Origin of the sequence: Xanthomonas sp. A1809, from assembly GCF_017746015.1 — a bacterium.
GTDB classification, from domain to species: Bacteria; Pseudomonadota; Gammaproteobacteria; order Xanthomonadales; family Xanthomonadaceae; genus Xanthomonas; species Xanthomonas euvesicatoria.
The window spans coordinates 226280-248920 of record NZ_JAGHWZ010000014.1 but is presented as its reverse complement, the minus strand read 5'-3'; the positions used below and the strand labels follow the sequence as shown (position 1 = coordinate 248920).

At 61.9% G+C, this 22641-nt stretch carries 26 protein-coding genes and 1 other RNA gene; 13 read left to right on the top strand and 14 right to left on the bottom strand.

Going from position 1 to position 22641, the window contains the following annotated elements:
- On the top strand, positions 1-601 hold a 601-nt coding region (locus J7396_RS18190; protein WP_209261847.1), incomplete at its 5' end, for a site-specific DNA-methyltransferase.
- A 78-nt stretch (positions 602-679) separates the two neighbouring features.
- Here J7396_RS18190 and J7396_RS18185 read toward each other — a convergent pair.
- From J7396_RS18185 to J7396_RS18170, 4 genes are all read right to left on the bottom strand, one after another.
- Entirely contained in the window at positions 680-1222 is a 543-nt protein-coding gene (locus J7396_RS18185) for a hypothetical protein (RefSeq protein WP_209261846.1), read from the bottom strand.
- 2 nt (positions 1223-1224) lie between these two features.
- Entirely contained in the window at positions 1225-2235 is a 1011-nt protein-coding gene (locus J7396_RS18180; protein WP_209261845.1) for a DUF4747 family protein, read from the bottom strand.
- Between the two features lie 613 nt (positions 2236-2848).
- Positions 2849-4135: a Y-family DNA polymerase gene (locus tag J7396_RS18175; protein ID WP_209261844.1), complete on the bottom strand. Its 1287-nt coding sequence runs from the start codon at positions 4133-4135 to the stop codon at positions 2849-2851.
- Positions 4135-4614, bottom strand: a complete 480-nt coding sequence (locus J7396_RS18170) for a S24 family peptidase (RefSeq protein WP_209261843.1) — start codon at positions 4612-4614, stop codon at positions 4135-4137. The genes J7396_RS18175 and J7396_RS18170 overlap by 1 nt, the downstream gene beginning before the upstream one ends.
- 206 nt (positions 4615-4820) lie before the next feature.
- Here J7396_RS18170 and J7396_RS18165 point away from each other — a divergent pair, with 206 nt between their 5' ends.
- Positions 4821-5606 carry a hypothetical protein gene (locus tag J7396_RS18165; RefSeq protein ID WP_209261842.1) on the top strand — a complete coding sequence of 262 codons (786 nt, stop codon included), beginning with the start codon at positions 4821-4823 and terminating at the stop codon, positions 5604-5606.
- Positions 5607-5851: 245 nt separating this feature from the next.
- On the opposite strand, the gene J7396_RS18160 is transcribed toward J7396_RS18165, so the two are convergent.
- The 3 genes from J7396_RS18160 to J7396_RS18150 all read right to left on the bottom strand — a co-directional run bounded on the left by J7396_RS18160 (position 5852) and on the right by J7396_RS18150 (position 8508).
- Positions 5852-7015, bottom strand: a complete 1164-nt coding sequence (locus tag J7396_RS18160; RefSeq protein WP_209261841.1) for an NAD(P)/FAD-dependent oxidoreductase — start codon at positions 7013-7015, stop codon at positions 5852-5854.
- A 246-nt stretch (positions 7016-7261) separates the two neighbouring features.
- Entirely contained in the window at positions 7262-7669 is a 408-nt protein-coding gene (locus J7396_RS18155; protein WP_031425055.1) for a nuclear transport factor 2 family protein, read from the bottom strand.
- A gap of 56 nt (positions 7670-7725) precedes the next feature.
- Entirely contained in the window at positions 7726-8508 is a 783-nt protein-coding gene (locus tag J7396_RS18150; RefSeq protein WP_209261853.1) for an SDR family oxidoreductase, read from the bottom strand.
- Positions 8509-8639: 131 nt separating this feature from the next.
- Here J7396_RS18150 and J7396_RS18145 point away from each other — a divergent pair, with 131 nt between their 5' ends.
- From J7396_RS18145 to map, 3 genes are all read left to right on the top strand, one after another.
- A complete protein-coding gene (locus J7396_RS18145; RefSeq protein WP_209261840.1) occupies positions 8640-9563 on the top strand; it encodes a LysR family transcriptional regulator in 924 nt (307 codons plus the stop codon).
- A gap of 246 nt (positions 9564-9809) precedes the next feature.
- A complete protein-coding gene (locus J7396_RS18140) occupies positions 9810-10022 on the top strand; it encodes a ParD-like family protein (RefSeq protein WP_209261839.1) in 213 nt (70 codons plus the stop codon).
- Complete coding sequence (gene map, locus J7396_RS18135; RefSeq protein ID WP_209261838.1) at positions 10019-10795, top strand: type I methionyl aminopeptidase; 777 nt, start codon at positions 10019-10021, stop codon at positions 10793-10795. Before J7396_RS18140 ends, map begins: the two co-directional genes overlap by 4 nt.
- Positions 10796-10825: 30 nt before the next feature.
- On the opposite strand, the gene J7396_RS18130 is transcribed toward map, so the two are convergent.
- Positions 10826-11371 carry a hypothetical protein gene (locus J7396_RS18130; protein WP_014091190.1) on the bottom strand — a complete coding sequence of 182 codons (546 nt, stop codon included), beginning with the start codon at positions 11369-11371 and terminating at the stop codon, positions 10826-10828.
- A gap of 258 nt (positions 11372-11629) precedes the next feature.
- Here J7396_RS18130 and J7396_RS18125 point away from each other — a divergent pair, with 258 nt between their 5' ends.
- Complete coding sequence (locus J7396_RS18125; RefSeq protein WP_209261852.1) at positions 11630-13387, top strand: chloride channel protein; 1758 nt, start codon at positions 11630-11632, stop codon at positions 13385-13387.
- Between the two features lie 262 nt (positions 13388-13649).
- Complete coding sequence (locus J7396_RS18120; RefSeq protein WP_209261837.1) at positions 13650-15128, top strand: SulP family inorganic anion transporter; 1479 nt, start codon at positions 13650-13652, stop codon at positions 15126-15128.
- Here the strand turns inward: J7396_RS18120 and J7396_RS18115 are convergent.
- Positions 15081-15326 (bottom strand): hypothetical protein, encoded by a 246-nt coding sequence (locus J7396_RS18115; RefSeq protein WP_057680872.1) that lies wholly within the window; start codon positions 15324-15326, stop codon positions 15081-15083. The genes J7396_RS18120 and J7396_RS18115 overlap by 48 nt on opposite strands.
- Before the next feature lie 197 nt (positions 15327-15523).
- On the opposite strand from J7396_RS18115, the gene J7396_RS18110 reads away from it, so the two are divergent.
- The 3 genes from J7396_RS18110 (at position 15524) to J7396_RS18100 (ending at position 16648) form a co-directional block, all read left to right on the top strand.
- Positions 15524-15709 (top strand): hypothetical protein, encoded by a 186-nt coding sequence (locus tag J7396_RS18110; RefSeq protein WP_209261836.1) that lies wholly within the window; start codon positions 15524-15526, stop codon positions 15707-15709.
- Between the two features lie 282 nt (positions 15710-15991).
- Positions 15992-16222: a DUF1653 domain-containing protein gene (locus J7396_RS18105; protein WP_008577645.1), complete on the top strand. Its 231-nt coding sequence runs from the start codon at positions 15992-15994 to the stop codon at positions 16220-16222.
- 54 nt (positions 16223-16276) lie between these two features.
- The gene (locus J7396_RS18100) at positions 16277-16648 is read left to right on the top strand and encodes a hypothetical protein (RefSeq protein ID WP_209261835.1); all 372 of its coding nucleotides are present in this window, start codon (positions 16277-16279) and stop codon (positions 16646-16648) included.
- Positions 16649-16715: 67 nt separating this feature from the next.
- On the opposite strand, the gene J7396_RS18095 is transcribed toward J7396_RS18100, so the two are convergent.
- Positions 16716-17000, bottom strand: coding sequence for a YciI family protein (locus J7396_RS18095; protein ID WP_008577649.1), 285 nt, complete (start codon positions 16998-17000; stop codon positions 16716-16718).
- 3 nt (positions 17001-17003) lie between these two features.
- Positions 17004-17654, bottom strand: a complete 651-nt coding sequence (locus J7396_RS18090) for an NAD(P)H-dependent oxidoreductase (RefSeq protein ID WP_029820407.1) — start codon at positions 17652-17654, stop codon at positions 17004-17006.
- A 132-nt stretch (positions 17655-17786) separates the two neighbouring features.
- Here J7396_RS18090 and J7396_RS18085 point away from each other — a divergent pair, with 132 nt between their 5' ends.
- A complete protein-coding gene (locus tag J7396_RS18085) occupies positions 17787-18713 on the top strand; it encodes a LysR family transcriptional regulator (RefSeq protein ID WP_011348743.1) in 927 nt (308 codons plus the stop codon).
- A 60-nt stretch (positions 18714-18773) separates the two neighbouring features.
- A non-coding RNA gene (locus J7396_RS18080) (sX9 sRNA) lies at positions 18774-18850 on the top strand.
- Between the two features lie 51 nt (positions 18851-18901).
- Here J7396_RS18080 and J7396_RS18075 read toward each other — a convergent pair.
- The 3 genes from J7396_RS18075 to J7396_RS18065 all read right to left on the bottom strand — a co-directional run bounded on the left by J7396_RS18075 (position 18902) and on the right by J7396_RS18065 (position 21581).
- Positions 18902-19687, bottom strand: a complete 786-nt coding sequence (locus tag J7396_RS18075; protein WP_209261834.1) for an alpha/beta hydrolase — start codon at positions 19685-19687, stop codon at positions 18902-18904.
- A 292-nt stretch (positions 19688-19979) separates the two neighbouring features.
- A complete protein-coding gene (locus tag J7396_RS18070; RefSeq protein WP_057680876.1) occupies positions 19980-20717 on the bottom strand; it encodes a DNA/RNA non-specific endonuclease in 738 nt (245 codons plus the stop codon).
- Between the two features lie 462 nt (positions 20718-21179).
- Positions 21180-21581 (bottom strand): Rid family hydrolase, encoded by a 402-nt coding sequence (locus tag J7396_RS18065; RefSeq protein WP_011348740.1) that lies wholly within the window; start codon positions 21579-21581, stop codon positions 21180-21182.
- A 107-nt stretch (positions 21582-21688) separates the two neighbouring features.
- Here J7396_RS18065 and J7396_RS18060 point away from each other — a divergent pair, with 107 nt between their 5' ends.
- Positions 21689-22633 carry a LysR family transcriptional regulator gene (locus J7396_RS18060; RefSeq protein ID WP_057680877.1) on the top strand — a complete coding sequence of 315 codons (945 nt, stop codon included), beginning with the start codon at positions 21689-21691 and terminating at the stop codon, positions 22631-22633.
- Positions 22634-22641: the final 8 nt, after the last annotated feature.

Below are 22641 nucleotides of genomic sequence, written 5' to 3'. Positions count from 1 at the left end.
AGTTTACGGGGAGTCGACAAAGCCACCATCGCAGAAGTACGTTCAGGGCGGCGGCGCGCAACTGCATGCCGACTTTGTTGGTGACGAGCGCGACCAGCGCTCGCACCTGAAGTGGATGCACCTGTGGTTATCCGAGTGCGCGCGCGTGCTCAAGGACGGCGCGCCGGTGCTGTTGTTCACCGACTGGCGTCAGCTGCCCTTGACGACCGACGCGCTGCAGATCGCCGGCTTCACCTGGCGCGGCATCACCGTCTGGGACAAGACCGAAGGTGTTCGGCCGCAGCTAGGCCGCTTCCGCAACCAGGCCGAATACATTGTCTGGGGTAGCAAGGGCAACATGCCACTGGATCGCCGAGCGCCTGTGCTGCCTGGCGTCATCCGTGAGTCGGTCCGCAAGGACGACAAGCATCATCTGACCGGTAAGCCCACCGAATTAATGCGGCAGCTGGTACGGATCTGCGAATGCGGCGGCCGTATTCTTGATCCCTTCGCTGGCAGTGGCACCACATTGGTTTCAGCTGCGCAGGAGGGCTACACGTGTACTGGCATAGAAATGGCTGAGCATTACTGCAACGTAGCACGTACCCGCATTTCTTGCTGAGCCATGAAGGCGGGGCCTATGTCCCGCCTTCTTTATAGAGTTTCGAAGTGCTTTGGTTAATTATTTTTATTCGCGTGTCTAAGGTTTTGGGGGGTTTTGAAAAGTCTCGAACCAGCTGGTCATTCTAAACACTGCAAATATTGCGGAAACCATGCATGTTATCGAGTATATAAATAGCAGGTAGCCTAGGGCGGAAAAAGACAGTTTCGCAATCTGTACCGTATGAACTAGCTGTGCAGGCCACGGAAAGTAAAAGTCCAGTGACTTAAAAGTAATCGCGATCAATATGGCCGCAAGCTGCATTAGCATGAAGTGAATAAAGGTTGCTGAAATTTCCAGATAAACGGTCGGGCGCTCTGAATCTTGTTCGCGTTCGCTAAGTATCTTTTGAAATTCATGGTTTCCGAAACTAAGTAGCATGGCCATGCCACCTAAGCTGAAACCCAATAAATTTGGAAGGATTGCAAGCGGCTGGTCCCACCACGCCTCATTGCTCCAGTAATGATATGTTATTGCTACGAGTAAAAGGGCAAGGTGCAGGTAAGGTGATTTGCGCAAGGCGCTAGATCCCCCGTACGCCCGCCAATACCTTTTAAAGATAGATCTGGTGCCCTTGTACATTGTCAAAGCTCGTTATGCATTTCGTGGGCTTTATAGATTATAGCGTCTCTTTCCGCCTGGGTCTCATCATTAAAGCGCGCGTATTCTTGTAATGGGTGGTTCGCAGTAGACAACTCTACGCTTCTTCCCATGGAATCTTTGCCGCGTCCAACGACCTTTCCATTTGTCGATGCAATGTCGGCTAACGTTTTCGTATCTGGATCAGGACTTAGTGATTCGCTTGGGTCGGTCTGCAGGATAATTTCCATTTTATTCGCATTCTGTCTTGCAAGCCGGTCAAGCACTCTTTGTTCAGCCTCGTCGAGCTCATCAGCATTAGGCCTAACAATCGTCATGTCTAGCTTTGTTAGGCGTTTTATACGAAAAATTGCCTTAACTGTGTCTTTGTCAGGGACAACGGTCACCTCAACCCGAGGAAATACGCTCATGCGGGGGTCAACTAAGAGCGTTTCAATAAACGATTTGACCGTCTTAATGCCGATTGTTCTGTTCTTGCTGCGAGTCTGGACGTAAAAGCGGTGTCCCTTTGGGTAGAAGACGTAAGCAAATCTGGCCAAGTTCGGTTTTAAGTGTTCAGGAATAACGATCTTTCTAACGTCTCTATCAGAAGCCTCTTCCAACGAGTTTAGATCGAACCACGGCTCAGTTGGGTCGATGTTTGTGAATTGAAGTATTTCCCCCGTGATCCCTTCAGTCGGTTTGCTGGGGTGAATAGGCTCCATCGACCCCAGAAGCGCGCCGGTAATCGTGCGAATAGTAATAATCTTTTGAAGGCTAAATAGGTGTGTCATTAGCGACACATATCCCTCTGGGGAATGAGGGGCATGCATAGCAATGTTCAGAACTGAAATCGGAACTACGCGAAGACGGCCCATCTTGATTCCCTTCGTGTTCAGTACTTCAACTATGACTCGTTGTGGAAATTTTAGGAAGTTGATGGCGAGAGGCCGATCATCACAGCGGCCTAGGGCTTGCGCGCGCAATCGTCGCCCCGCCACGCCTGCGGTCTTCATTGGGCCGTTTCGCTGCATGCCTGCAGGACACACAAGGTCCGGCTCCATTGGCGCGGGCGTCGGTTTGCGGCGGGCTGTCTGCCCTGCGAAAGCCTGCGACAAAGGTACTCAGATGGCACGACTCGGCGGCTCGGTATCGCCGATCAGGTGGACCGCAATTTTCGATGTGACCAGCGGGAAGAGGTAATCGGTAATTTCCCAACTCGGAACTGTTCTATGTGGCTGATTCGCATGGGAAAAACATGATTACCTTTTGAGGTGATCTGAGGTAATCCGCCGCTCTAGAAAAGGTAATGCCATTGATTTTTAAGGCTTTTTAAGTTGGGCAAGATTACCCGGCTGAGAGGTAATCAGATTACCTGACAATTACCCTTTTATTACCTTCAATAAATCTTCTTAAGCCATTGATATTTAAGATTAAATTTGCACGGCATCGAGCGTGGTTACCAAAATTACCCGATCCCGATGGTCACTTCCAAAATTCAGCTTATGTGCGCGTTGGCACTGTCCAGACTGCTCATGCCATCGCTCACACTCCGATGCGTATAGGCACGCCACTCTTGAAACGACCATCCTGGCGCGTTTGGTGAGAGGCTAGCCTGTGGTGATGGCTTCAGCAGGTTGCGCGCGGCAGGTCTGCCAGCGAGGTGGTGAAGCGGCCGGACAGCAGTTCCTGCCGCGATGCCCAGGCAGGCGATGTTTGCCAGCCGCTTGCCCCCAGGCCTGCAGTGCCGCGCCCGAAGCGGCGATTGATCGCATCCAGGGTGCTCATCAGCTTGTCGTCGCCGACACGCGCCGGCGTGAACAGGTCGCCCTGCAGATCTTCCGGCTTAGCCAGGTCGGCCAGGAAGACGCCGGCCTTCTTGTAGGAAAAGCCCTCGCGCATGAAGCCCTGAAACAGGCGCCGCACCGTCGTCAGGACGATCCGGCTGTCAGATGTGGCCGATGCAAGTGGGGCGGTCCGCGATGGATTGTGCTGCGGCGTGCCCGGCTTGAATGAGTCCGTTTCGGCAAAGATGCCAATCGCGGAGGCGGTCAGCCCGCGCATGCGCAGCTTCTCGGTGGCGCGCATGGCGAAGGTGGCCAGCGCTTCGGCCATGTCTTGCGGGTCGGTCACCCATACCCCGAACGAGCGGCTGACCATGATCTGCTGGCGGTCCGGCTCGACCTCCTCAATCTCAAGACAGGCATGGCCCTGCAGTTCGCGCTGGGTGCGAGCCATGACCACCCCGAACTCTGCGAGCAGGTCGTCTGCAGGCGCGTCACGCAGATCCGCTGCCGTTGCTACACCACGTTCCTGCAGGCGAGCACCCCAGCGCCGCCCCACGCCCCATAGGTCTCCAACAGCGGTTGCGCGGAGCACGGCATCCAGTTCGCCTTGGCTGAGTGCCGCCAGGTCACAGACGCCGGCCAAACCGGCCGGGTAGCTGCCGGGCTTACGTGCCGCGTCCTTGGCGACCCGGTTGGCCAGCTTCGCGAGGGTCTTGGTCGGCGCAATGCCTATGCAGTTGGGGATGCCCGTCCATTGATGAACGCGCTCACGTAGATCGGTGGCCAGCTGCTGGCGATCGCGAATGCCAGTGAGGTCAAGGAACGACTCATCGATCGAGTACACCTCCACGCGCGGCGCGGCCTGACGCAGGATCACGCCGATGCGCGAGGCAATGTCGCCATACAGCCCGAAGTTCGCCGAGCGTAGCGCAAGCCGGCGGCGCACCGCTGTTGGCACCTTGTGGATCGGCTGACCCATGGCCACGCCGAGCGCCTTGGCCTCATCCGATCTTGCGATGGCACAGCCATCGTTGTTGCTCAGCACGACCAGCGGCCTGCCACGCAGCTCCGGCTGGAACACCCGTTCGCAGCTGGCGTAGAAGTTGTTGCCGTCGATCAGCGCAAACATCAGCGCCCAGCGCGGGCGTGGGTGCGGGTCACCTGGCGGACGACGCCGACCACGGCGAACACCTCCACCTCTGTGCCTGGCGCCAAGACGATTGGCGCGCAATGCGGGTTGCGGCTATGCAACTCTATGTGGTCAGACGCGACCTGCAGGATCTTGCAGACCGGCTGATTGCCGTCCCAGATGGCCAGCACCATGTCGCCATTGATCGGGCGCACCGAGCGGTCCACCACCAGGATGTCGCCGTCGCAGACCCCGGCGAGGAGCATGCTCCAGCCCTCGGCCCGATACAGAAACGTAGCTGGCGGATTGCGGATCAGCACTCGGTTCAGATCGAGCTCGTCGTCTTGAAAGTCCTCAGCAGGGGATGGAAAGCCGAGCTGGATCCGAAGCGCGCTCACGGGCAGCGCGCAAGGCTCTGGATCAGGGGAGGCCCGCCCTAGTAGGCGGGCATAGGTATGCGGGGGCGGTAGGGACAACATGGCGCGAACTCTCGCGGAACGAAGTCTCACAGTTCGAGACGCTAGAGGTGTTAGTAAAAATATTAATTAATAGTTGGTCGCAAATTAAATGGCTAAGCAATTATTGGATCCTGTGGAAAGCAAACACCTGGCGTGCTGCTTTTAATTTGTCACGATTTATGTAGTGTATAGTAGGTAATGTATGGGGAAAATCTTGGGCAATAAAAATGGAAAACAATAAAAAAAACGAAGTTTGGTTTAAGAAAAACTTCGCGTTAGCAGTGCCCGCGCTCGCGTTCTCATGCGGGTACATCTATGAGTGGGGAAGGTTTAGCTATCTCAAGATACCAGCAGAGATGATTGATCTCCCGGTTACACGTTTGATAGCCAGCGGCATTGCTCTTGTGACAACTTTTTTATTCGCCGCAGCCGGCCTGGCTCGTTTGAATAAGTTTTTTGCATCTAAACAGCGAATTGTTCGCTACATAGGCGTTACGGTGCTCCTCTACATGGCGGTAGCCATGCCGTTTATGGTGCTTACGCACAGACAACAGGGACCTATGGTTTGGCTGTTGTGGTCCGTCCCGGGATGGTTTGCTTTAACGGCTTGGTTCCAAGGTAGTCATCAGGGAAATCCGTCGAATGACGAAGTGCCGGCCGTAAATGAAGAGTCGTCACTCACTGAATTTGGAATGATAGCTTTTTTGGGGGTGTTGACCGCTATAAACATATTTAGCTTGGGTTATATCATTGAGAGCGTGCAGATTCGCCGATCTTGTGTGGAGGATAAAAAAAGGACTTTAGTGGTCGAAGTTCAGTCTGGAAGGCTCCTTATCAAAGAGGTTGAGAAAAAAGGAATTATGCGAGATTGGGTTATTGTTAATCGCTCTGACGATGCTGTAAAAATATTCCAGTGTCAAACTCAACTAAAGCCTGTGATAAAAATATTCAACGCAGCAGACGAAGTTCAGGTAGATCCTACGGGCGGGAAAAAGATGCCAGTCAGCCAGTAGTGCCAGGGTGTTGCGTTGTTGGTAGCGGGAAAATATGCGTCGCTAAGTGCATGATTGATATGCTAAAACGTGGTTCCTCATAATCCTTTGGTTCCAGGTTCGAATCCTGGTGGGCCCACCAATTGCGCAGGCGTAGCGCTCTCTTCCTGTAAGCATAGTTGGCTTGAGGATCCCCGCTAAGCTCGTTTCCGCCGACGCAAGACCGCCGCGGTTAGCGCGTCGCGCTTGAACGCTACCTACTTCCCTTACACCTGGTGGGCAGAAAACAAGTTCACCACGCTGGCAGGCGAATTGAAGCCGAAGAACTGTGCATGATTGCTCGCACTCTGCTCCGCGAGAGCGGTGCTACGTGGGAACAGCGCATTGTCATAGGCACTCAGTGCCGCCTCGATCTGGCCCGGGTTCTCAATGAGCGAACGTGCGAGCTCGGCTCCGTCGCAGATGGCGAGGTTTGCACCTTCTCCCGCAAACGGTGACATCAGGTGCGCAGCGTCGCCGACGAGCGTTACGCCCGTGGTGCGTGCCCAAGCATGTTCGATCGGCAATGCATAAATCGGGCGAATGATGGGCGCGCTGTCAGTGTGGGTAATCATGGCCAACAGAGCTGGAGCCCAATCTTCGAACTCGTTGGCAATGCGGCGCATCGCGGCTGTAGGCCGGCCAAAGTCGAGCTCGCGAAACCATGCTTCGGGCTTGGTCAACGCAATGTAGCTGCGTAGCGCGCCGTCTGCGTATCTGTGGGTAAAGATGCCTTGGCCGGGGGCTAAAGCCATCAATGTGCCGCGCCCGACCATCTTGGCGCTAGCCGGACATTTGGTGCTGGCATCGGTGAGAGATGTCTCGATAAAAGTGTTGCCCACGCATGCGGGGGGTGCGGTCGACAGCAACGGCCGAACCTTCGACCATGCGCCGTCCGCTCCGACAACCAGGCCCGCCGTGATCGATGAACCGTCGGCAAAAGTGAGGGCAAGCGCTCCGTCCGCATTGCGTGCTGCCCGTATGAGCTTGCGACCCCAATGAATGGCATCGGAGGGCAGAGAGTCAATCAACAGCCGGCGGAGTGCGCTGCGGTCCACCTCCGGTCTGAGAGAGCCGACAGAGCGTTGTCTGTCGAACAGAATCGTGCCGTGCTTGTCACTCACGCGCTTGGCGTCCTCGCCCGGGAGGACGAGGGACAGGAAGGCGTCGTGGAGGCCTGCCGCGGTTAAGCCTAGCTGCCCGTTCCATTCGTGTATGTCTAGCAGGCCGCCTTGTGATCTGGCGTCGCGTGAAGCCTCGGCCTCATAGATGGTGGCGGAGATGCCGTTGATGTGGAGGACACGTGCGAGTGTCAAACCGCCCAGACCAGCACCGACGATAGCGATCTGATCAGTTGAAGATGGACGTGGGTTGGTGTTGTTGGCTGTCATGAGCGCTCCAAATACAACGAGCGTTCGCACAGGCGGCAGCTCGAAGAAAGGCCGGGTGATCTCGGCGAGGGGCGCTGGCCAACTTAGCAAGCATGCTGGATGGCGTGTATTCGATCTCTTGGTGCCGACGGCACACAGGCGAACGTTTTTCGCGTCGCGCGCATTCTTGCATTGATCCGCTTCCTCGAACAATCCCTTGGAAGAGCAGGTTCGTAACGCGTCAGCCGCACTCGGAACGTGGGCGGATCAGCGCCGCGCCGCGGCAGCCACCGCAAAGCTGTCTTCAAGCATCAGGAAGTGCGAGATCTCGTTCCCCGTGATGGTGAGCACGATCGTAAACGGCGTCTCGATGAGCTTTCCGCTGGCGGTGATGCGGCTGGCGAGCTCGCCCACGATGACGGCGCGGTCGTTGCTGGCCAGTAGGTCATGCACCTCGAACCGGATGCGCTCCATCAGGGTGCCGGAATCACGCACGAACGCTTCCACCGCGCCGCGCCCGCTGCGTCGCCCAATCCACGGCAGTGCGGATGGATCGCCTGGGATATGCCATTGCAGATCCGCACTGAACATCGCCGCGATAGTCTCAGGCGATGCACCGGAGCCGATCTTTTCAAGGAAGTTTTGCGCAATCGCCAAATTGTTTTGCATGCTCATCTTGTTTGTCTCTGGTGGGCTGGAAGTGCACTCACGGTAGCGCGCTGCACGTATGGTCAGATCTGGGTCAGGCCGCCGTCCACTGTCAGCTCGATGCCGGTGATGTAGGAGGCATCGTCCGATGCCAGGAAGGACATCGCCTTGGCCATCTCATCCGGGCTCGCTGCGCGGCCCAGCGGGGCCTTCAGTTGGATTTCGGCCAGGTAGGCGTCGATGTCTTTGTCGCTCATGCCCAATTCGGATTTATAGGCGGGTGTGACCACGACGCCGGGCGCGATCAGGTTGACGCGAATGTCGCGACCTTTCAGTTCCGATGCCCATGTCCTGACGAAAGAGCGCAGTGCCGCCTTCGTTGCGGCATACACGCCGAAATTGGCGACGCCTTGATTGGCCGCGATGGAGCCCGTCACCACGATGGCGCTGCCGGCGCGCATCAGTGGCAGCGCCTTCTGCACGGTCAGCAGGGTGCCCTTGACGTTGATGTCGAAGTACTTGTCGAAGCCTGCTTCGGTAATGGATTCGATTGGCGCAAATTCGCCGCCGCCTGCGTTGGCAAGCAGCAGGTCCAGTCGTCCATGCGCGGTGGCGATGACGTCCATGACGGCGTCAAGCTCTGCACCAACGGAAATGTCGGCGCGTACCGCCGTGGCGCCATGGCCGATCTCGGCGACCGCCCGGTCCAGTTCCTGCTGCCGGCGGCCGCTGATGACTACCGTTGCGCCCTCCAGCGCCAGCCGCTTTGCGGCGGCCAGGCCGATGCCCGAGCTGCCGCCGGTGACCAGGGCAATCTTCCCGGCGTGTTTGGTGGGGTGGATGTTGGCCAGATCCTGGACGTGCATGGTGTTTGCCTCTTGAGCGGAGTTCCCGCGTTGCAGGCAGTCTATTGACCCTCGCTGCGGCGATAAATCGGCGTATCGTTGATTCTTTATTTCCCTGCGGGAATAATCCGGCGCTCTAGGCGGAGCGATCAATGAATCACCTGCAGGCAATCCGTGCCTTTGCGCGCGTTGTGGAAACCGGTGGGTTCAACCGTGCGGCGGAATCGCTGCAGATGCCCAATGCCACGCTGAGCAAGTCGATCAGCGCGCTGGAAAAACATCTGGGAGTCACATTGCTTGAACGCAGCACGCGCCGCGTGCGTGTCAGCAACGACGGCGCTGCGTATTACGCGCGCGTGCGGCACCTGCTCACGGAGCTGGACGACGTGGAAGCCACGTTGGGGCGTGCCCAGGGCAGCCCCAAGGGCCGGCTTCGTGTAGATACGGGCGGCTCGACGGCGTGCGGATTGTTGATCCCCGCATTGCCGGAGTTCTGTGCGCGCTATCCGGATATCCAGCTGCAGCTTGGCGTCACCGATCGCACGGTGGATGTCATCGGCGAAAACATCGACTGCGCGATCCGCAGCACGGCAGACGACGGCGCGCTGATATCGCGCAAGATCGGCAGCCTTGCCTGGACCACCTGCGCGAGCCCTGACTATCTCGCACGCTACGGTGTCCCGACCCACCCGGAACAGCTGAAAAGCCCGGCGTTTCCCGTGGTGGGCTACTTCTCCGCGCATAGCGGCAAAGCGCCGCCGTTGCATTTCCTGGACGATGGCGCGCCGCTGGAGATCGTTCCCAACTGCAGCGTGATGGTCAACGAGAGCAACGCGCATCTGGCGACCGGATTGGCCGGGCTCGGGCTGATCCACACGCTCGATTTCATGGTGCGGCCGGCCATCGAACGCGGCGCGCTGGTGCCGGTCCTGCAGGACTGGCGCCCGGCGCCATTAGATGTCTTCATCGCCTATGCGCCCAGCCGACAGTTGAGCACCAAGGTGCGTGTGTTTATCGACTGGGTGAGCGAAATCTATGACCGGATCGGGCGGACACATTCGGTGGTCGAGCGCTGACGAACGCAACCTGTGGCGTTCACGTGATGTGCGGCGTTTGCTTCCGGGCGTTGTGGCATCGCATCGGCCGGGGCGATTCGCTTTTGTGCCGTGCTCACCATACTGCGAGGTTGCCGGGCCTGTCCGACAAGGCACGCAGCACGCACCGGACAGGCATCGCCCTCCACGGCGCCCCGCCCCGGAGCGATTGCGTGCGAATATACGTTTCATATACGATTCGTATATCGATGCAAAACAGGAGCCATCATGGGCATCGTCAATATCGACGACGACCTGCACGACCAACTGCGCCGTGCGTGCACGGTGAGTAGCCGTTCGATCAATGCGCAGGCCAATTTCTGGATCAAGGTCGGCATGCTGTGCGAGATGCATCCGGACACGACGTTTCAGCAGATCGTGGCCGAACAATTTCGCGCGGCGGGCGTACGGCCGCAAGCCTTGAAACCGGGCCGGGCGTGATCAAGTCGCCCGACGAGATCGCGCTGATGGCGGTGTCTGGCCAGCTCCTGGCGCAGGTATTCGATGCGCTGGATCGCTTGCAGCTGGAAGGTCGCAGTACGCTGGAACTCAACGCGTTTGTCGAGCGCATGATTGTCGATGAGCTCGACGCACGGCCTGCGAGCAAGGGGCAGTACGGTTTCGAGTTCGTACTCAACGCATCCATCGACGATGTGGTCTGCCATGGCGTGCCATCGGCCGACGACGTGTTGCGCAGCGGGCAGATCGTCAACCTGGACATTACGCTGGAAAAGAACGGCTATATCGCCGATTCCAGTACCACGTACCTGGTGGGCGAGGTCGCTTACCCGGCGCGTCGCCTGGTGAAGGCCACGTATCAGGCGATGTGGAAAGGGATTGCAGCGGTGCGCCCGGGCGCGCGCTTGGGCGATATCGGCCATGCCATTGCGCGGCACGCGCGTGCGCACGGCTATAGCGTGGTCAAGGAATACTGCGGGCACGGCATCGGCCGTGAGATGCATGAAGACCCGCAAATTCTGCATTACGGCCACGCGGGCACTGGCTTGGAACTGCAGGAAGGCATGGTGTTCACCATCGAGCCGATGATCAACCAGGGCCGTGCGGCGATCCGTTCGCAACCGGATCAGTGGCCGGTGCATACGCGCGATGGCAGGTTGTCGGCGCAGTTCGAACATACCGTGGCGGTGACGCGCACTGGCGTACGTGTGTTGACCTTGCGGCCCGCCGAAGTGCCGCTGTGCGTGGTGGAGTGACGCACCGCAACGCATGGCGTCAGGCGGCTGTCAGTCGGCCTGCACGCGCGGCGTCGCCTCTGGTCGGCGCGGAATCAGTGGGGTGGTGTTGGTGTGCAGAAGCATGCGCACGGCCGCTTCGACACTGATGAAACGGCTGCGTTGCAGCAGATAGGACAGCATGAGAAGCCCCGCGAACATCAGCGTGGCCCCTGGCCTGACGACGGTTGCCGGAACCAGGAACCCAACCACCATCATCACTACGGTCCAGTTGCAGAAACCGCTCACGATGATCTCGCGTTGCCGACGGTCGATCACGATGCGCCCGCGCATGATCATCGGATAGACACCGCCGACGAACAGGAAGGTTTCGCGAAACGCATACACGTCTTCGGACAGGCGATGGAACCGCAAGTCGGGCCAGCGCGATGGCTCGACCGCATTTTCCACCTGCGCCAGCGAAAAGCAGGCCAACGCATCGCGGGTCACCGCAATACGCCGTGTAAACACCGGCAGGCCCCAGCTGAAGTAGGGGCGGTTCCAGGTGATCAGCAAGAGGCCTTCGGTGGCAATCAAGCCCAGCAGCAGGTAGAGCATCGTGCATCCCTGTTCGAGTGGCTCAACGATCGCACGCGCAGGTGCGCCGCGTGCCGGCTCCGATTCTGGCGCCTGAATGCCTGGCCCTGCAATCACGCCTGCGGCGCGGCGCGCGTTTCATCGCCGCGCCAGATTGGCTCAGGTCAGCGGCGCTCATGCACACTAGGCCCCACAGCGGACGCCGGCTCTGCCGGTGCCGATCCCGCAATCACTGGTCCCATGCAGCCACTTTCCCACACCTTGCCGGCCGTGCACGCCATGGCGGCGCAACTCCGCCGGCCGCTGGACGGCTTGCGCAGGCAGCTGCGCGCCAACGATCTCTGGTTCATCGCCCTGGCCGCGCTGGTGGGGCTGATCGCGGCTGGATTGATGGTGCTGCAGGCCGGTATCGCGCATGGCCTGCAGAGCTGGCTGTACGCGCTCGCGCCCGAGCAGCGGCTCAGCACGGCCACCTCGATGACGGCAACGCAGTTGCTGGTGTTGCCGCTGGGCGGCTTGCTGGTTGGTCTGGTGACGCTGATGGCGCGGCGGCGCAAGCGGCCCCTCGTGGATGCGGTGGAAGCCAATGCCTTGCATGGCGGGCGCATGTCGATGCGCGACAACCTGATCGTTGCGGTGCAGACCTTGTTGTCCAACGGCTTCGGTGCGTCGGTGGGACTGGAGGCGACCTACACCCAAATGGGGTCGGGTGCCGGCTCGCAGCTGGGGCGCGTGTTGCGGGTGCGGCGTGCCGACATGCGCACGCTGGTGGGCGCCGGCGCGGCCGGTGCGATTGCCGGCGCCTTCGGCGCGCCGCTGGCCGGTGCGTTCTATGCGTTCGAGATCGTCATCGGTGCCTACACGCCATCGGCATTGGCACCGGTGGCCGCCGCCGCATTGGCTGGCGCGTTCATGGCCAATGCCCTGGGCGCGGCGCCGTACTCGTTGCCTGCTGCGGTGGCCTACCAATTGCAGCCGCGCGACTATGCGGTCTACATCGCGCTGGGCCTGGCGTGCGCGTTGATCGGCATTGCGGTGATGCGCCTGGTCGCCGGCATCGAACGCGGCGTGGGCCGCATCAATCTGCCGGTGTGGGGGCGCCCGGTCATCGGTGGGTTGCTGCTGATTCCGCTGGCGCTGTATTCGCCGCAGGTGCTGTCCTCGGGGCATGGCGCATTGCATCTGGACCTGACCAGCAGCAGTACCTTGCAGGTGCTCGCCATCCTGCTGGTGCTCAAGTGCATTGCGTCGGGAATTTCGCTGGGTTTCGGCTTCCGCGGCGGTCTGTTCTTCGCCTCGTTGTTCATGGGCTCGCTGGTGGGCAGCCTGTTCGCGGTGAGCCTGAACCTGTTGCTGGGCGCTGCGGTGGTGGACACCACCAGTGCATCGCTGGTGGGCATGGCTGCATTGGCGGCGGCCATCGTTGGCGCGCCGATGACCATGGCCATGTTGATCCTGGAAGGCACGCACGATTTCGTGCTGGCCAGCGCAGTGATGGCGGCGGTGCTGGTGGCCAATACCGTGGTGCGGCAGGTGTTCGGTTATTCGTTCTCCACCTGGCGGCTGCATCTGCGCGGCGAAAACATCCGCAGTGCGCGCGATGTGGGCTGGGTGCGCAATCTGTCGGCTGGCAAGATGATGCGCAAGGATGCCAACCACACCGCGTACGACATCAGCGTGGCCGAATTCCGCCGGCGGTTCCCGTTGGGCTCCACGCAACGCGTGGTGCTGGAAGATGCAGACGGACACTACGCCGGCGTGGTGCCGCTGGCCGTGCTGTATGCCGACAATGTGCAGCTGGACGCCTCGGTCGGCGACTATGCCAAGCACCGCGATGCGGCGCTGCTGGCCGACACCGACATCGTGGCGATCATGAAGGTCTTCGATACGACACAGGCCGACGAGTTGGCCGTGATCGACAGCGATCGCAAGGTACTGGGCGTGCTGTCGGAGGGATTCGTGCGCAAGCGCTACGCCGAAGAACTGGAAAAACGCGAGCGCGAACTGATGGGCGAACGCGTGGCTAGCGACGACTGAGCCGCGCGCTGCCAGCAACGGCTGCGCGCATGCGTGCGCATCGTTGATCTGTGTCTGATGTTCGATGCGCAGACACAGGCGCAGCTTCGGGTTGTTCGGGCTGGCCTGAGCGCGTTAGTATCGCCACTGCTCAAGAACGATCTCCTTGGACACATGACACCACCCTGACCTCAGGCCTTACGCGCTCGCAGTTGCTGCGAAGGTCCAGGTGTTTGACGTGCATGTAATGCGCCGTGTGGTTGCCGGCGCACGGAGTCGTTCAATGTCCAGAAGTTTCCCGTTGCGCCAGCAATGGCTCGGCAACGTGCGTGGCGATGTGCTCGCCGGCATCGTGGTCGCGCTTGCGCTGATTCCCGAAGCCATCGCGTTTTCGATCATTGCCGGCGTCGATCCCAAGGTTGGGCTCTACGCGGCGTTCTGTCTTGCAGTGGTGACTTCGATCGCCGGTGGTCGGCCAGGCATGATTTCTGCCGCCACCGGTGCCATGGCGTTGTTGATGGTGAATGTGGTCAAGGACCATGGGGTGCAGTACCTGCTGGCGGCGACCGTGCTGGCGGGCGTGCTGCAGCTGATTGCAGCCGCATTGCGTCTGGGCGCATTGATGCGTTTTGTCTCGCGCTCGGTGATCACTGGCTTCGTCAACGCATTGGCAATTCTGATCTTCCTGGCACAGCTGCCGGAGTTGGTCGGCATGCCATGGCCGGTGTATGCGGTGTGTGCAGCGGCATTGGTCATCATCTATCTGCTCCCGCGCGTCACCACGGCGATTCCTTCGCCGCTGGTCGCAATTGTGGTGTTGACGGCGGCATGCGCGTACTGGCATCTCGATCTCCGGCACGTGGGCGACATGGGCCACTTGCCCGACAGCCTGCCGGTATTTTTGCTGCCGGACGTGCCGCTGACATGGGACAGCATGCGCATCCTGCTGCCGGTATCGACGACGCTGGCGGTGGTCGGCTTGCTGGAGTCGTTGATGACGGCGCAGATCGTCGAAGACCTGACCGATACCCCATCGCAGCGCAACCGCGAATGCGCAGGTCAAGGACTGGCGAACATGGTGGCGGGCTGCTTCGGTGGCATGGCTGGCTGCGCGATGATCGGGCAGTCGGTCATCAATGTGCGCTCGGGCGGACGTGGGCGCTTGTCGTGCCTGGTGGCCGGCGTCGTCCTGCTGCTGATGGTGGTCTATGGCGCGGCCTGGGTGCGCCAGATTCCGATGGCGGCATTGGTGGCGGTGATGATCATGGTCAGCATCGGCACCTTCAACTGGAGGTCGCTGCGCGATCTGCGCAGGCACCCGGCAAGTTCGTCGGTGGTGATGCTGGGCACCGTCGTGGTCACGGTCTGGACGCACGATCTGGCGCGCGGCGTGTTGGTCGGCGTCCTGCTGTCGGCACTGTTCTTCGCGCGCAAGGTCGGGCGCATGCTGCAGGTGCAGGCCAGCGATGGTGACGATGGGGTACGCGTGTATGCGGTGCGCGGCCAGGTGTTCTTCGCATCGGCCGGGCAATTCGTCGCCAGCTTCGATTTCCTCGGCACGCCGCCGAAGGTGCTGATCGATCTGCGCCACGCGCATTTCTGGGACATCAGTGCGGTGGCGGCGCTGGATCGGGTGGTGTTCAAATTGCGCGCGCACGGCGCCGAGGTCGAGGTGGCTGGCGCGAATCAGGCCAGCGACGCGCTGATCGACACCCTAGGAACCCATCGGCGCGATGGCGCGCGGCTGCAGCTCGGTCACTGAGCTGGGCTGCTCGTGCCCAACCAGCGCGGCTGTCGGCGAGGCCGATTGGGGTGCATGCGCGTCCAGCAACGCGGACAGGCGACGGTGGCAATCGCGGAAGGCCAGTGCAGAGGCCGGCATGTCGCAGGCGTCGAAGGTGCGTGCTTCGGCCTTCCAGGAGGCGAGCAGGTCTTCCAGATCGCAGATCAAGCTCGGCATGGTGTTTCCTCGGTAGGCGTCCTGCTGTCTACGGGGAGGGGCGATGCGCGGATGCAGGCCGGCGCGGGGCGACCCTGCGCCGAGCCACAATGGTTCAGATACTGCGATGAACGGCGCATTTTTTGGGTGCGGCACACGTGCGCATCACGGGGCCGGGAGGAGGGTGGGCAGGCGGTCTTCTGCCGCGGGAGCTGACCATGAGCAACAACCAGAACGCCAACCGGGGTATCGACGACCCGACGCCACCCAACGGCGTCAAGGCGCCGGGCAAGAACGAGGATTTGCTGCAGGACGGGCCTGCGCAGGACAGCGAAATCGATGACGACGACAGCATCGAGGACGAACTGGACGAAGAGGACGAAGAGGACGAAGAGGACACCTGAGCTTGGTTCTGCGGGACGCACGCGATTGCGGCGAGCCCCGACGGCGCACGACAGGCCCCGATGCTTTCGATGGCGCGAGGTGCCATGGCCGCCGCTGCAGTGGCGGCCGGTGCGCCTCTTTCAAGGCAGACGCCAGCGACGTGGCGGACCCGGCCTGCCGAGAATGCGAGGCGTGTGGATGTCCGTCATCGACCGCCGGCGTGCAGCGTCAACACAAGCCGGCTCGCCACACATTGCGTGCGGTCCTAAACTCCAGGGCCTTTCGATCGCGTTGATACCGCCATGGACACCCTGCCGCCGTTACCTTCCATCGCACTGGGCGAGTACCGTCATTTCAAAGGCGGCCGCTATGAGGTGCTCGGTGTGGTGCGCAGCAGCGAAACCCTGGAGCCGCTGGTGCTGTATCGGCCACTGGAGCGCGATATCGGGTTGTGGGTGCGCCCGTATGCGATGTTCGTCGAGCAGGTCGAGGTGGACGGTGTCGCCCGCGCTCGCTTCGAACGCGTGGAGTGAGCGCCGCACGCACTGCCGCGATGCGGCAACCGTACGCCTGGCCTTGAGCGCGCGATGACTGCCGCGACCACGCCCCTCACGACGCCCGACGGCCGTTACCTCATCGTGCGAGCGCGCCTGTGGCGCACCAGCAACCCGCACCTGAGCGAAGAGGTGCGTGCCGCGTGGGTCAGTGCACTCATGGAGGCGCGACGCGCGGTCAAGGCCGCCAAGCGCGACGACGATGCACAACGCCTGTTGGCCGCGCGCGGTGCGGTCGATGCAGCCAAGGTCGCCTTGGGTGAACGCGGCGCGGTGTGGTGTACCGATGGTGCCAAGGATTTCAACCGGCATCTGGTCAAGAACACCCCGTACGCTGCGTGGTTTGCGGCAAGCGGCCCCGCGCCCCGGCCTGCAAGCGTCGACACGCCTGCAGGTCTCGATTGACAACGACGCCTGTGTCGCTACGACGAATGACCTGCCGTGGCGTCGCATTCCACCGGCATGGTCTCGTTCAACCAGGCAAAAACCCTTTGGCGCGCAGTGCTGGCTCGAAACGGCGTATGCCGACATCCACCAACTGATGCAGCACGAACGGGTCTTGCGCCACAACCCGATCCAGTGCCGACGCATCGGTGTGGTGGGCTAGCACGATGCCGCCAAGACCATCGGCCGATGGGCCGGCCGCGAGGAATAGCCCAGTATCGATGTGCTCCCGCAACCACTGCTTGTGGGCGTCCAGATGTGCGGCCAGTGCCGGCGGGGCGACGCGATAGGTGAGGGTGATGAGATGCAACATGGCTCAGGCCTCCACGCGCGCGTGCGCGACCCCGCGCCCGACACTGCGCACGACATCGGCAATGGAGGCCTGCGCACTGATCAATGCGGCCGCGGCCGGCTCCGGACCACGCGACTGATTTTCCGCGCGCACGAAGTGCACGTCGCGCACGCCCAGAAAGCCGAACGTTGCGGTCAGATACGCCTCCTGAAAATCCAGTGAGGCCATCGGCCCTTGCGTGTACATGCCCCCGCGCGAGGACGCCACGATCAGCTGCTTGCCGCCGGCCAGGCCTTCGGGCCCGTTAGCGGTATAACGAAACGTACGGCCGGGCTGGGCGATGCGATCGATCCAGGCCTTGAGTTGGGTCGGCACCGAAAAGTTGTACATCGGCGCGCCGATCACCACGATGTCGCTGGCGAGGAATTCGTCCACCAGTTGCTCGGACAATGCATGTTCGGCCACCAATGCCGCGTCGCTGGCTGGTTGCGGCAGCGGGCGGAAGCCGGCAGCAATCGCGCCGGAAAGGTGCGCGATGGGAACCGCGGCAAGGTCGCGATAGGTGGCGTGTAGATCGTCAATCGCTGCGTGCAGGTCCTGCACCACCTGGGCGGTGAGCTGGCGGGAGACCGACGTGTCGGTCAGGATGCTGGAATCGAGATGGAGCAAGCGCATGGTGGGCTCGTGTGCTGTGGTCGGTGGCGGCACTCTACGAAGCGCCCTCGGGCGCAGGTAGGCCGCTGGCGGATGACAAACTGTCCTGCCTGGCAGGACAATGACGGCCTCCTTGCGTGGGGTTGGATTCAGATGGAAGACCTCAACGACTTCGCGCTGCTGGTGGCAGTGGTCGACCACGGCAGCTTCTCGGCGGCCGGTCGCGCGTTGGGGTTTCCCCGCTCCAAGGTCAGTCGGCGGGTGGCAGATCTGGAGCAACGCCTGGGCGTGCGGCTGTTGCAGCGTTCAACCCGTGCGGTCAGCCTCACCGAGGTCGGTGCCGAGTTCTATACGCACTGCAAATCCATCACCCGCTCGGCGCAATGGGCGCTGGATGTGGCCGAGCGCGCCACGCAGCATCCCTCCGGCCGGATCCGCGTGAGCTGCCCGACCGGTGTGGCGCATCTGTTTCTGGCCAAGCTCTTGCCGCGGTTTTTGTTGGCGCATCCGGATGTGCAGGTCGATCTGGAGCTGACCAGTCGACGGGTGGAACTGATTGCCGAAGGCATCGACGTGGCGATACGGGTGCGTTCGAGCCTGGACGATTCCGGCTTGATCCTGCGCTCGTTCGGCGTCAGCCGGCAGGCGTTGGTGGCAAGCCCCGGGTTCGTGCACGCGCATGGGCCGTTCGCCTCTGCGGCGGCACTGCATGAGGTACTGGGAATGGGCCCGCGTGGCGTCAATGGCGAGCCGCCCCGGTGGCGGCTCACCAGCCCGCAAGGCACCAGCGAACTGGTGGACTACCGTTCGCGCCTGTTCACCGAGGATGTCGAGCTGCTGCACCAAGCGGCGCTGGCCGGCATGGGCGTGGCGCAGTTGCCGCTGGCCCTGTGCAGGGGCAGCATCGCCCGTGGCGAACTGGTGGTGCTATTGGGCGACCACACGTTGCCGGTGCATCAACTACACGCCGTGTATCCCTCGCGTCGCGGACTGGCGCCAGGCGTGCGCGCCTTGATCGAGTTCCTGGTCGACGTCCTGCCTGCGGTGCTGGAGAGCGCCGAACACGAGGTATCAGGCTAAGCGCAGCGAACAAAACGACTGTGCAGCGCCAGGCGGGCGCGGCCGCTGCCCGGAATCGGCATATACCACTCGTACACTGCGGTTCCGAGCGCGCCGTCCGCACCCGCCGGACGACTGCTCGCTACGTTTTGTTAGCCGACCTGAGCGCATGCAAGGGCCGCCGCGACAGGCCAGGTTCGTGTTGGTGCTCACCGCGATGGCGTACCGATGGTACGCGCGGCACGTGCGATGAACTCGGCCACCTTGGCGGGCTGCGCAACCAGCGAAAGATGGCTGGATGCGATGGTGGTACTGGTGGCACCGATCTGCTTGGCGATGGCGCGCTGCACATCCGGACGCAACGCATTGTCGTTGTCGGTGATCAGGTACCACGTCGGTTTGCGATGCCACGCGGCCTGCGAAACCGCGTCGCCGAACGCGGCAGCGGTCATCGGCTGCTGGACGGCGGCAAGCTGCCGGACCTTGGCCAGCGGCACATCGGCGGCCATCACGTGCTGGTAGGTCGCCGCGTCGTCGAGCCAGACCAGGCCCTGCGCATCCGGCTGCAGGCCTTCCATCGGCGCTTTCAGGCGTGCCAGCAGCGTGCCGACCGACTCGCCGGTATCGGGTACCAGGGCCGACAGATAGACGATGCCCTTGACGTTGTCGGCGTTGCCCGATTCGGTCACCACCGCGCCGCCCCAGGAGTGCCCGACCAGCAGCACGTCGCCAGGTTGTCGCTCCAGCACGCGGCGGGTCGCGGCGACGTCGTCGGCCAGCGAGGTGAGCGGATTCTGCACTGCAGTGACGTGATAGCCCTGGCGCTGTAACGCCTCGATCACGCCAGACCAGCTGGAGCCATCGGCAAATGCGCCATGCACCAGCACGACGGTAGGCAGGCTCTGCACAGGTGCGGCGGTTGCCGGGCTGGCAGCGAAGATCGACAGGGCGCTCAGCAAGGCGAGGCCGGCGTTGGCAGACAAGGGGGATGGCATGAGCGTGATCGCAAGAGGGGACCGAGAGTGCGATCAAGCATATGTCGGCCGTTGGCCGTCAAAACAGCGCAGACCTCGCCAATAAATGTGGCAGCGCTGACACACCTGACACATGGCTGGCGCCCGCGGGACCGCAGTCCATTCCACCGGCACGCCGGCTCTGCGATGGAGATGTCGAGCCGCGCGCAGGCTGTCACGCAGGCGGCGCGGCGCCACGCAGCCAGTGCCCGCCGTGCCGTGACCCAACCCGGCACAGGCCGGGCTGGGCGACATGCCGTGGATGCAGCGCGACTCAACCCAGATCGCAATTGCTCGGCTGCGGCCAGGTGGTGGACGGCAGCATGGCTTTGACAGCCGCCGGTGCGCTGATGCCGATGGTGCTGGCGCCGTAGAGGTCTTCGAGTTCGTCGATGCTGACGATATAGCTGTCCAACGCACCCAGGTTGGCGCTATTGGGAATCAGCCAGCTGATGGCGCGCGAACCGCCGCCCGGGTTGGCGGTGATGATGGTCTTCCAGAAGAAATCCGGCGTGCGGATGCCGTGGCTGCTGAGGAAGTAATCGTTGCTGGTGTCGCTGTAGATCACGCCACCGTAAACCTGCACGCTGGCGATGTCGCGATAGCACTCGGCCACGTTCTCTGCCTGTACCCAGATGCCCTGATTGAAGCTGGCCACCTGCGGCACGATGTTGCTCATGAGGTTGGCGCGGCGGATGTAGGTCGCGTTGTAGTCCATGTGGTTGGAGGTCACCAGATGGCCGCGGTCATAGCCGGAACGCACGCTGGCATACGAGGCCGTGGAGGTCTGGCCGGCACAGCCGCTGGGCAATTCGGTATCCAGATTGAAGCTGGACGGGCGTGCAGCCGAGCCCGTGTCGGCCTGCAGCACGTATTCGTAGCGCAGTGCGGTGCGGTTGGTGCAGTCGTACGTCAGCGTATAGCCGCCCTTGTTGAGGGTTACCACCTGCGCCTGTGCGGCGGCGCTGAAGGTGGTGAGAAGCACAACGACGAAAAAGGTCTTCAAGCGCATGGAAGTCAATCTCCTTGAAATCATCGGACGCACGAAGCCGCCGCCGCGATGCGTCAGCACATCGACGTTGGACAACGCGCCAGGGGAACAGAGGGCTCGCGGCATGGCGAGCGCTACAGCTATCGCATACGAATGTTGCTTGTTGGTGACTTGGGCCCGAGCAGCGTGCGGTCGCCCAGATCTTGTTTCGGCGTGTAGCCAAGCGCTTGGCATTCGGTCTGGAGGCGATGCCGTTGATGAGGCTGATGCTCTCGGCGATCTTCTTCGCTGATGTTTGGAGATCTGACAGGGGTGCGATGGGCACGTTGCGCGGCGTGGACACAGGCAACGCCACGCGCTGGCGAGCCAGGCGTGGCCGATCGAATGCGAGACGCGCCCGCGTGCGCTGGTTGCGTTGCGCAGGTGCAGATCTGCTGCAGGCGGGATGGCGCGCGATGACTGCCGCGCAGGCAATGGGAGGTGTTATGCAGCCTTCGCCGGCAGCTTGACCACCACCTTGATCTCGAACTGGAAGCCGGCCAGCCAGGTCACGCCGACCGCGGTGACGGTGGGGTAGGGGGCCGGGCCCCAGTAGCTGACCCACTTGTCCCACATTGCCTCGAACACCACCTCGGGGTTGACCATGAACAAGGTGACGTCGACTACATCCTGCGAGGTGCAGCCGGCCGCGGCAAGGACGGCATCCAGGTTGACGAAGGCGCGGGCAATTTCCGCGTCCAGCTCGGGCTCGGGCGAGCCGTCCTCGCGGCTGCCGACCTGGCCGGCGACAAACAGCAGGTCATCGGCGCGTACCGCCGGCGAGTAATGGTGGCGCTCGTACAGGGCGTGGCGCCCCTGCGGGAAAACGACGTCGCGTGTGGCCATGTGGCTCTCCATCGAAGTGCATCAGAACGAAGGCACACGTTAGGCGGGTCTGCAGTTGCGATAAATCGGCAGCATCGACCAACACTGTTTGTAGAATCCAAACAATCTTGGCCGCGGGAGCAGTGGTGGATCGATTCGATGCAATGCAGGCGTTTGCGCGCGTGGTCGAGACCGGCAGTTTCACCAAGGCGGCCGAACACCTGGACATGAGCCGCGCCAGCGTGACCCAGCTGGTGCAGCAACTGGAAGCGCGCCTGCGGGTGAAGCTGCTCAATCGCACGACGCGCCGGGTGCAGGTCACTGCCGATGGCGCGGCCTATTACGAGCGCGTGCTGCGCCTGCTGGCAGACCTGGACGATGCCGAAACCAGCCTGTCGGTTGCAGCCAGCTTGCCACGCGGGCGCCTGCGCGTGGACGTGCCCAGCCCATTGGCGCGGCTGATCCTGATGCCGGCGTTGCCGGCATTCCATGCGCGTTATCCGGAGATCCAGCTGGACATGGGCGTGAGCGACCGCCGCGTGGATCTGATCGGCGAAAACGTCGATTGCGTGATACGCGGCGGCACCATCACCGACCAGTCGCTGATCGCGCGTCACGTGGGCGACCTGCAGGCCGGCGTGTACGCAGCGCCCGATTACCTGCAGCGGCTGGGTACCCCGACGCATCCAACCGAGCTGGAAAATACACGGCATCGTTGCGTCGGCTTCATGCGCTGGGGCAGCAGCACAACCGTGCCATATGTGATGCAACGCGGCGACGAGGCGGTGCGCGTGCATGGCCGCCACGTGGTGGCCGCCGACGATGGCAATGCCTATCTGGCCGCCGGCCTGGCCGGCATGGGTGTGCTGTGGCTGCCGGTGTATATGGCCAACGCGCATGTCGCCAGCGGCGAACTGGTGGCGATCTTTCAGGACTGGCAGCTGGAAGCGATGCCGCTGTCGATCGCCTTCCCACCCAACCGCCATGTCAGCGCCAAGCTGCGTGTGTTCATCGATTGGGTGATTGCGCTGATGGCCGAGCATGCGCCAGTGATGGCGCCCGCACCGCGGTGAGCGCCACA